Source organism: Ideonella sp. A 288 (genome assembly GCF_002198735.1).
GTDB lineage: Bacteria > Pseudomonadota > Gammaproteobacteria > Burkholderiales > Burkholderiaceae_C > Pseudaquabacterium.
In genome coordinates, this window is the sequence record NZ_MWLO01000050.1 from 1 (window position 1) to 10077 (window position 10077).

Consider the following 10077-nt stretch of genomic DNA (forward strand, 5'->3'; position numbering starts at 1 on the left):
GTAGATCTCGATGTCGGGCTGGTGGAACGTGAAGGCTCCGGGCTCCTTGACCGACGGCAGCGTCAGGCCCTCGAGGTGGCTGTAGCACAGCCGCTTGTCGCCGTTGAAGTTGTCCTGCGTGGTGCAGTTCGGCGCGTCGGCGCGGTGCTCGCTGCGGATCACCAGCGCCACCCTGTGCTTGCTGCCCGGCGGCAGCGTGCCCAGGTACAGCGTGGCCCGGCCCGTGCCCAGCGGCTCGCCCCATTGCAGCCTCTTCGTGAAGCCGTTGCGCGGCGCCACCAGCGCGTCCTCGGACGACCACACCGCCAGGCCGTTGACGTAGACGTCCACCGCCGAGCGTGCCTGGATGTTGCGCGGGCGCTCGTACACGTTCTCGAAGCCGCTGGGCCCGCCCAACGCCCAGGGCACCTGGAAGCTGCGCAGGCTCGCGGGTACGCCGAAGCTCAGGTACGTGCGGGTCGAGGTATGGCCCTTCGGGGTCGTCAGGCGGATCGCGTAGCTCGCCACGACGGCGCCGCTGCCGGTCATCCAGGTCTGGGTCGACAGGTCGCGCGGCGCGTACAGCAGTGGCGCAGCGGTGAAGCGCACTTGGGCCTGGTTTGCCACGCCAGCGGCGCCGCCATCGAAGGTGATGCCCGCCGGCGGCAGCGCCACGCTGCCGGGTTCCGAGACCGGGATGTAGCTCGCGCTGTTGCCGAAGGCCAGCGGCCAGGCGCCCACGAGGTAGGGGTCGGGCGTGGCCGTGTAGCTCGGGCTGTAGCCGGCCGAAGTGACGCTCAGGTGCTTGCACAAGGTGTCGCAGGGCACCACCGGAGATGTGCTGCCGAGAAACAACGGCGTCGGCTCGTAGGTGCCGGTGACGAGTTCGGTCACGTTGATCACCTGCGCCTGCGCGCCGGCGGCCAGCAGCAGCATGGCGGCCAGGGTGCCGGCGCTGCGGGCCGGCGGGGGAGTGGGACTGGGCTTCATCGAGAACCTCCTGCTGGGTACGGTAGGAACCGGTGCAACACCGGGGCTGGGCCGCACTGTCGGAGGTGGGCGTTGCAGAAGCGTTGCAACAGCGTTGGAGGGCCGGCGCCTCGTCGCGGCAAAGGGGACTGCGAATGGGGGGCATCGGCGGGCCGACAAGGCCAGGGCCAGGCCCGCCGGCGGCCGATGCAGCGGGCGACCCGGTCAGCCCAGGTGGCGAGGCCACCCGGCCAGGGCGGTCTCTATCGAACGCCGGTCGTCGGCGTGAAGGACCCCTGCAGGCTCGCCTGTGCGAGGTAGCGCACGAGTTCGGCCAGCGTGTCGAACTCGGCCACCAGGCCTCCGTTGGCACAAACGAGCCGCGCATGCCATTGCTGGCGCGGCGTCGCAGGACGCACGACCAACGCATACACGAGTTCACTGTCGCTCATCACCTGCCCCACCGGTCGATGGGCGCAAGCATGGAGAACGGGCGTTGAAAGCGCGTTGCAACGGGCTGAAAGTCTCGCGGCCGGGCTCCGGTCCGGAGTCGGGTCACAGGGGCCGAAGGGAATTCAGTGCCGAGCGCAAACGGGCGGTGGCTGCATCGTCCGTTGGCAGCGTCGCTGCCAGCGCGTCGATCAATCGGGCGCCGTTCGCGTCGGCCCGGGCTGCACTTTGCGTGCAGCGCCTGCGCAGGTGATAGGCGGCGATCGACCGCCACAACCGAGCGGCCTCGAGCGGCGCCAATCCGCCATCGGCGAGAAGCGCTTCGGCCTGCGCGACCTCATCGGTTCGATCGTCCCTGCGCGACACGTCGTCCCCGGCAGCGATCGCCAAACCGACTTCTGCCGCCATGGCCTTCAGTCGAGCGCTGAAGCGAGGGCGATGCAGCGCCTCGCGGGCCGCGTCGAAGCGACCGTCCGCCGCCAACGCGGAGGCCAGCATCACCTGCGTCAACTCACCGTGCTCCTGCCAGTCGGGGTCGGCAAGACGTGGCATGGCGCAGGCCCGCGTCAGCCGCGCGGCGGCGGCCTTCGGGTCGCCTGCCGCCAGTTCGAGACGCGCTCGCAGCGCTTGCTCTATCCACACCGATCGATCCGCAGGGTGCGGTCCGATGCCGACCAACGCGTCGAGCAATTCGTCGAGAAGTTCGGCCTGCCCGCAGTCGGCGGCAAGGTGCGCCCGGGCGATCAGGGCGCTGCGCTGCATGCTGGGGTCCCCGGCCGCAACGGCCGCTTCGTATCCTGCCTGCAGCTCATGCCAGGCGCGTCCGAGTTCTCCGTCGCGCATGGCGAGACGTCCAGCCGACAGCTTCTCGATGAAACGCGACTTGGGGTCGGTCTTGCCGACCAGCAGCGCCATGACCTCGGTGCGCCGTCCGCGCGCGGCCTCCGTGTCACCTCCGTTCAGGTGCACCGTGATCAGGTTGAACAGGTAGTTGATGCGCAGCGTGACATCGCCGACGCCGATGCTCAGCGCGTTGGCGCGCTCGAGTCGTTCGATCGCCAGTTCGCGCTCGCCGGCCGCTTCGGCCATTCGATATCCGGCATTCAGGACATCCGCCTGTGCCAGTGGCAGATTGAGCGCGGCTCCGGCGCGCAGCCCGCGCTCGTGGTGGCGCTGCGCCGCCTCCAGCGCGCCGCCGCTGACAGCCAGATGGCACAGGAATGCGCAGATCAACGGCTCCCAGTTCGGCAGCGCCTCGGGCGCTTGCGCGAGTGCGGCCTCGAGTTCGCTGACGGCGTTGTCGTCGTCGCCGAGGTACATCAGGGCCACGCCCAGGGTGTAGCGCGCTCGGACTTCGAGCCGTCGGGTGGGTGCGGCCGCGGCAACCCAGCGTGCCTGCGCCACAGCGTCGGCAACCTGACCGCTGTTGATCAACGTGATCGCCCGCTTGATGGCCAGCTCGTGAGGCGCGGCCGGGTTGTCGGTGTCTCGGGCAAGCTCCGCCATCAAGGCAAGTTCCTGCAACTGCTCGTCCGTGCGATGCAGGCGATGCAGCAGCAACAGACGGCGATCGCGCACCTCGTACGCATCACCCGCCGAGAGGCCGAACTGCAGCGCACGCCGGTAGTGCTCCAGCGCGCTTTCGAAGTCGAACACGCGAGCGGCATCGGCGCCGGCCCGTACGAACCACGGCGCCGCCTCGCGGCCGAGTTGCGCGCGCTCGAAGTGCCGCGCAATCGGCGCCGCGGCGCCGGCAGCGGCGGCCAGGTTTCTCGCCAGTCGCCCGTGCAGCAGCATGCGTCGCGCCGGCGACAGACTGTCCGCCACGCCCTGGCGATAGAGGTCGTGCGCAAACCGGTAGGAGCCGTCGTCCCCGACACGGAGGATCTGGCTCGCCTGTGCGCGTTCGAGCGCAGTCACGCTGTCGGCTTCGCTGAGCGCCGAAGTACCCGCCAGGAGCGCGAGGTCGAAGGTGTCCCCGGCGAGGCTGGCTGCCTGCAGCATGCGGGCCGCGTCGTCGCCCAGGGCGTGCACGCGCGCGAGCAGCGTCTCGCGTGCCGACGGCGGAACCGGCAGCTCCGCGTAGTCGCTGGTGATCTCGTCGAACGGCGTGCGCCAGCCTCCGCCCGGATCGATGGTCAGCAACTGCCGCTCGAACAGATGGCGCAGCGTTTCCATCACGAACAGCGGATTGCCTCCGGTTGCGCCATGCAGGCGCTGCGCGAACAACTCCGCGCCCGACTGCCCGGCCAGGCGCTGTACCAGCGACTGAACCTCGGTCAGGGAGAGTCCGTCCAGCGCAAGCAAGGTGGCATGGCCCGAATCCACCTGTCGGCGCAGATGCGCAAGCGACATCGGCGGCAACTCGCCGCTGCGAAACGCGTAGAGACGGCCCACCGGTGCTGGCGCTTGCGCGGTGCTCGTCATCGGTCCTCGCGCATCGATGAAGCTCCACAGCTGCAGGCTTGCTGTGTCAGCGAACTGCCAGTCGTCGAGAACGATGACGTTGAAGTTCCCTTCGGCCAGGAGAAGCCAGGCCTGCGCGTAGGCCTCGAACAGCCGCAGCCGCGCCTCGTCGCCCGCCGGCTCGCTCGCCTCGCCGCCCTCCGCGGGTGGCCCCAGCTCGGGCAGCAGGCGCGTCAGTTCGCGCGTGACCCATTCCGGCAACTCCAGGTCGGGGGCCGCGTCGAGCAGCGCGCGCAAGGTGCGCACAGCCGAGCTGTAGGCCAGCTGCGCGTCATCCGGCCGACAGCTGGCGAACAAGGAGGCACCGACCGTTGCTGCGCATTCGGCCGCCAGGCGCGACTTGCCGATGCCCGGCGGGCCCGAAACGAATACCGTGCGTCCGGCCTGCAACGCGGCCTGAACATGCAGTCGTTCTGCACTGCGCCCCGAGAAGGGCGCCCTCGCAGGCAGGGGCGTGGGGCCCGATGCTCTGGCGATGCCCGAGGCGCTTTCGGCCAACGTGGGCGACGGGGCGTCGCGCACCGCACCGAAGCGCTGCAGCAGCTCGCGCGTCGCAGGCAGGGGCGACAGTCCCAGTTGCAGGCGCAGCTGCGACTCGAGGCGCGCGAACAATGCCAGCGCGGCATCACGCTCGTGCAGATGGGCGTGCATGCGAAGGGCATGCTGTGCCGCCGACTCATTGGTGGGATCATCGTCCAGTTCACTCAGGTACAAAGCAAGCGCCGCGCGCCAATCGCCACGCTTCTCGTGCTCTGCCGCCGCCAGCGCAACGCTGCGCTGTCCGCGCTGCGCCAGTCGGGCCCGCCAGCTCGCAAGCCACTCTGCGTAGGCCTCGCCCGCCAGTTGGTCGAAGCCGTCGAGCAGAATGCCGCGGCCGCCCCCCCCAGGCTCCAAGGCGTCGCAGCGGGGCACGACAGCCAAAGCCAGCGACTGCGTTTCACCGTCGTCGATGGGTACACCCGCATTGCGCAGGCGGAAGACCTCTCGTCGCAGGTTGCGCCGCGCACTTGTTTCGTCCTGATCGGGCCACAACAGGGCTGCCAGCCGTGCGCGCGCACTCGTCCCGTCAAGCGCCAGCAACACCAGCAGCGCAACGGCCTTGCGAGAGCCGAGCGCGATGGGCCTCGCGTCGAGTTCGACGCGAGGGACACCGATCAGACGCAGCGCAAGACTGATAGGCGACGTGGGCTCAGTCACGGAGCAGGTCCCCATTGGAGCGCGCGGGAAGAGTGCAAGGGCCGAGCCTTCAGAGCCAACGCTGCGACAAATGCCCGGCAGCGAATGCACGCTGCGCGGCAGGGCGCTCGAGCATGCGCTGCCGGTAGGAGCCTGGCCACGGGTCGCCGTGCGAAGCCAGTGCCGAATCCAACGCCGCGCGCGGATACGTGCCCGCCAGGTGCGGGACGATGGCCGCCGCCTCGTGCAAAACCAAGTCACCGCCCCGCAAGACCGGGACGAGTCCGCTAGGAGTGAGTTTCAGGTACACCGGCGACTTGTGCGCACCCTCGGCGCGATCGATCAGCTCCAATTCGAAGGGCGCGTCCCGCTCGCGCAGAAGAACATGGGGCGCCATGCTGGCATTGCCCGGGTCGCAGTGCAGGCTTATCAATTCATTTCCCTCGAGACATTGAACCGAGAACAGTCAGGGTAGACAGCGCGGCAAACACCGGCAGCCGACGCCTTCTGCGAAGTCAGTGAGGTGTCCTCACACAGGGCCTTGCTGGGTATCGACTCCTCCTTGCTTGCCAGAGCATAGGAACTTCAAACGTCCTCGGCAAGGCCCAAAACGGGCCTGGGTGGCGGCTTCGCCAGCGGGGTGCTTGCCGGGTAGCGCAGCAGTTGTGGCGACAGCCTGAACTCGACAGCTTCTGGCGATCCCCCTGCGCGTCGCGCCTTAGTGTCACGCCCGAAGGCATCCCGCTGAGCGACGAGGTCATGAGTGGCAACACCGCCGGCAGTTCCACGCTTTGCGGCTTGTTGGACCGCATCAGCCATCGCTGCGGCCAGGCCAACCGAGTCTGGGTCATGGACCTTGGATTCCCTTCGGAAACACCCATTGCCGCACCGGCACGTGCGGCATGACGTGGTCGACCAGATGAGGCGCGGTCTGCGTCATCCGCCACGCACCGCATGAAGGACCGAAGCCACGCCGCTTGCAGTTGAACGCCAACTGCTTGTCGTGGTCGCAATCGACGCCGCGCAATCTCAGGAAGCCGTGGGCCAGAATGCCGCGCTCGAGGAAGGCATCGAAGTCGTCTTTGACGAATCGAGGCAACTCGGCGCCAGTGCTGGCCTCGGTTTGAGCGATGAATCTGGCGCACGCTGATGCACCAGCCGATACAGCGTGGTCTGCTTGGGGCGGTGGCGTTCGCAGTGGAGCGGAGCGCCATCGGGCGCCCGCTGGGGCTGCCGGCCGATGGCTTGCGCGCGAGTCTCCCGAAGTGGTGAGCCCGCACGGTCTCGAGCCGTGCTCCGCGCTTCAATCGCCCTGAGTGCCGCCTGCCGATGTGTGCGCTCCTCCGCGGGGCTTCCAACGGGGCCTGCGTGCAGGTTCGATCGACCGCTTCGGGGCAGCGAGATCAGGACAGCGGATGTCGGTTCTGGGTCGGCAGCCGACCTCCTCCGCCGGCCGACAAGCGCCGGCCGTCCATCAACGTCGGTGGATCCGCCGGTTCCTCGCTCGCGTGCCGCGTCGATGCCGCGGTTGCGTCGCAAGCCGGGCCCGATGCGGCCGCCGTCGACCTGGCCGGCGCCACAACCCGCAGGGCGCGGGCGGGCCCGACGCCACACCCGGGCGGCTCGACAAGGGGCCCCCGGGGCCTCGCTGGCTTGCGGCGCGGGCCCTCGGGCCTGTGCCGGCCAGGCCCGCCGACGCTCAAGGCGCGAGCGCCAGGTACTTCTTGGTGATCGCCGCACCGACCGTGTACTTCGGGTCGACAAAGTTGCCCAGCCGCACCCGGCCGCACTGGCTGAGCATCATGTACGCATCCCACTTGTCGTAGCCGTACTCGGCGGCCATCCACAGCACCAGTTCCTTGTAGGCGATGCGCGTGGCGTCTTCCAGCGGCCGGGCGCTGCCGATGGCCATGATGACCTCGGCGTTCTCCAGGCGCGGCCAGGCGATGGTCCAGGCCTTGATCAGGTCGACGCGGATGGTGGTGGTGGTGGCGTACTCCACCGCCACGCCGCAGACCTCGCCGTCGCCCTGGCAGGCGTGCGCGTCGCCGATGAACACGCGCCCGCCGGGCGAGCGCACCGGCAGGTAGGTGATGCTGTCCGGGCCCATGTCGGGCAGGTCCATGTTGCCGCCGTGGTTGTCGGGCGTCAGCGAGTTGATGGAGTCGATCTCGGGGCTGCAGCTCAGCGTACCGATGTGCGGCTTGTAGGGCAGCGTGACGCGCTTGCTCCAGTAGACGCCGTGCTCGTCGAGATCGATCTTGCGGATCTTCTCGGGCAGCGGATCGTTGAGCGTGGCGGTGTAGTCGGTGCCGGTGAGCGCGCCGAAGTTGGGAATCATGCAGCAGGTGCCGCGGGGGTTGGCGCCGCGCGGCACCATCGACTCGATGTAGACCGCGATCGTGTCGCCCTTCTCCGCGCCCTCGACCATGATCGGCCCGTTCTGCGGGTTCAGGAAAGGCACGTTCAGCTTGTCGGCCAGGCGGTCCTGCTCGGAGGTGATCTTGCCCTCGAAGGCGTCACGCGTCTCGACGACGATGCGGTCGCCCGGCTGCACATGCAGCACCGGGGCCGAGTAGGGCCCCATGGTGTAGTGGTAGGTGCCCTGCTTGGCCTCGGTGAGGTAGTGCGTGGCGCGCACGGCGCCCTTGGCCACGCCGCGTTGGGTCATGATCGAGGTGTCCAGCCAGCTCATGGTCGATCTCCTGTGGAGGGTTGTCGGGCAGCCAGGTGTTTGCGGACGACCGGATTGGCGTCGGGTCGCATGCCCACCCGGTGTGCCGTGCGCCGCCACGCGGCGCCCTGCCACGGATCATGTCGATCTTCGGCGTGGCAGACAAGGCGCCCTACCCGCAGCGTCGGTGGCCGGGCCGTCGCAGCCGGATGGCGCGGCCGCAGGCCATCGCGTCTAATCGGCCCACCGCACGCCCGCGCGAACTGTCTGACGCGACCCCCTGGACGGCATGAACACCGAGACCTTCGGCAAGACCCTGCTCGAGCTCTACCGGCTGGCGCGCACGGTGCCGATGCACCAGTTCCAGCGCCTGGCGCTCGATGCCATCGGCGCGCGCCTCGATTTCGACACCGCCTGGTGGGGCATGGCCTCGCGCTCGCCGGGCGAAGACCTCGAGATCCACTCGTCGCTGCCCTACCGGCTGCCGGCCTCGTACCCGGCGCTGTGGGATGCGATCAAGCAGGAAGACACCATCGCCGCCGCCGTGCTGGCCGCGCCGGGCACCACGGTGAACTTCAGCCGCAAGCAGCTCTACGCCTCGCCGGGGCTGGCCTCGCTGATGGCGCGCTTCGGCATCACCGGCTGCCTGTGCACGGTGACCATGCTGCCCGAGCTGAACCTGATGTGCTTCACCTCGATGTACCGGCTGGAGGGCAAGCCGGCCTTCAGCGAGAACGAGCGACGCTACAAGCAGTTGCTGATGCCGCACCTCACCGCCGCGCTCACCAGCAACTGGATGCTGCACCTCGAGCGCACCCGTGCCGCACGCACCGGCCCGGCGCGCACCGCGCTGGCGGTGGTCGACCGGCGCGGCATGCTGTACGTGGCCGACCAGGGCCTGTCGGAACTGCTGCGCCGCGACTGGCCCAACTGGAGCGGCCCGCTGCTGCCGCCGGTGCTGGTGGACCACCTGCGCACGATGACGCCCTACCGCGGCACGCGGCTCACGGTGCGCTTCCATGCGGTGGGCGACCTGTGGCTGGTCGATCTGCGGCCGCTCACCGACGCCGGCCGGCTGTCGCCGCGCGAGGCCGACATCGCCCGCCGCTTCTCGGACGGCGCCAGCTACAAGGAGGTGGCCAAGGCCCTGGGCATCGCGCCCACCACGGCGCGCCACCACCTGCGCGAGATCTACCGCAAGCTCGACGTGTCGGACAAGGCCGAACTGGCGCGCAAGCTGCAGCACGAGCCCGACGACCTGCTCGACGTCGAGGGCCTGCCCACGCTGCAGGAACTGCCCGGCGCGCTGACCACCTTCGACCGGCTGCCGATCGGCTGAGCGCCGCGCCAGCGCCGTGCCGGCTGGCTCAGCTGGCCGCGCTGCCGCGGTCCAGCCACTTCAGCACGGTGGCGAACAAGCGCTCGGGTTCCACCGGCTTGGTGATGAAGTCGTTCATGCCGGCGTCCAGGCAGAGCTGCCGGTCCTCGACGAACGCATTGGCCGTGAACGCCACGATCGGCACCCGCGCCGCGTGCGGCAGCCGGCGGATGCGGCGCGTGGCCTCCAGCCCGTCCATGCGCGGCATCTGCATGTCCATCAAGATCAGGTCGTAGTGGTGGGCCTCGGCCTGGGCCACGGCCTGCAGCCCATCCTCGACGAAATCGATCGTCTGGCCGGCCTGGTGCAGCAGGTGTCCGGTGACTTCGCGGTTGATGGGCTCGTCCTCGGCCAGCAGGATTCGGCGGCCTCGCTGTCGATCGACCAACGCGGCCTCGGCAGCCCCAGGCATCGCGTCGGACGGTTCGGCCATCGAGGCCTCAGCCTTCTCCAGCCGGGCCGTGAGCCAGAAGGTGCTGCCGACGCCGACCGCGCTCTCGGCGCCCGCATCGCCACCCATCAGCTGCGCCAGGCGGCGGGTGAGTGCCAGGCCCAGTCCGGTGCCGCCATAGCGGCGGGTGATGGAACTGTCGGCCTGCTCGAAGGCCGAGAAGACGCGGCGCAGCGCATCGGGCGCGATGCCGATGCCGGTGTCCTGCACCTCGAAGCGGATGCGCTGGTGGCCGGGACCATCGTCGTCGGCCCGCGCGCGCAGCACGACCCGCCCCTGTTCGGTGAACTTGATCGCGTTGGACACGTAGTTGACCAGCGCCTGGCGCAGCCGCGTGGGGTCGCCGCGCAGGTGGCGGGCCACGCCACGGGTCTCGGTCACCAGCTCGAGGCCCTTGTCCCGGGCCTTGTCGGACAGCATGGACGCGACATTGGCCACGATGCTGCCGACGCTGAACGTGCTGTCCTCCAGCGCCAGCTTGCCGGCCTCGATCTTCGACAGGTCGAGGACGTTGTTGATGGTGTAGATCTCGGT

General features: G+C 69.4%; 8 protein-coding genes. 1 reads left to right on the top strand and 7 read right to left on the bottom strand.

The annotated features are described in order from the left end of the window. The 6 genes from EOINJALH_RS02625 to EOINJALH_RS02650 form a co-directional block, all read right to left on the bottom strand. A partial coding sequence (locus EOINJALH_RS02625) for a hypothetical protein (protein ID WP_144289824.1) occupies positions 1-969 on the bottom strand: 969 nt, incomplete at its 3' end. A 242-nt stretch (positions 970-1211) separates the two neighbouring features. Then, complete coding sequence (locus EOINJALH_RS02630; protein ID WP_088278759.1) at positions 1212-1400, bottom strand: hypothetical protein; 189 nt, start codon at positions 1398-1400, stop codon at positions 1212-1214. Between the two features lie 103 nt (positions 1401-1503). Beyond that, positions 1504-5061, bottom strand: a complete 3558-nt coding sequence (locus EOINJALH_RS02635) for an AAA family ATPase (RefSeq protein ID WP_158219629.1) — start codon at positions 5059-5061, stop codon at positions 1504-1506. Between the two features lie 49 nt (positions 5062-5110). Beyond that, the gene (locus EOINJALH_RS02640; RefSeq protein ID WP_234413634.1) at positions 5111-5473 is read right to left on the bottom strand and encodes a glutathione S-transferase N-terminal domain-containing protein; all 363 of its coding nucleotides are present in this window, start codon (positions 5471-5473) and stop codon (positions 5111-5113) included. 414 nt (positions 5474-5887) lie between these two features. Next, the gene (locus tag EOINJALH_RS02645) at positions 5888-6238 is read right to left on the bottom strand and encodes a transposase zinc-binding domain-containing protein (RefSeq protein WP_088278762.1); all 351 of its coding nucleotides are present in this window, start codon (positions 6236-6238) and stop codon (positions 5888-5890) included. Between the two features lie 501 nt (positions 6239-6739). After that, a complete protein-coding gene (locus tag EOINJALH_RS02650; RefSeq protein ID WP_088278763.1) occupies positions 6740-7735 on the bottom strand; it encodes an acetamidase/formamidase family protein in 996 nt (331 codons plus the stop codon). Between the two features lie 268 nt (positions 7736-8003). Here EOINJALH_RS02650 and EOINJALH_RS02655 point away from each other — a divergent pair, with 268 nt between their 5' ends. Further along, the gene (locus EOINJALH_RS02655) at positions 8004-9053 is read left to right on the top strand and encodes a helix-turn-helix transcriptional regulator (RefSeq protein WP_088278764.1); all 1050 of its coding nucleotides are present in this window, start codon (positions 8004-8006) and stop codon (positions 9051-9053) included. A 28-nt stretch (positions 9054-9081) separates the two neighbouring features. Here the strand turns inward: EOINJALH_RS02655 and EOINJALH_RS02660 are convergent. Beyond that, a partial coding sequence (locus tag EOINJALH_RS02660; protein ID WP_144289825.1) for a response regulator occupies positions 9082-10077 on the bottom strand: 996 nt, incomplete at its 5' end.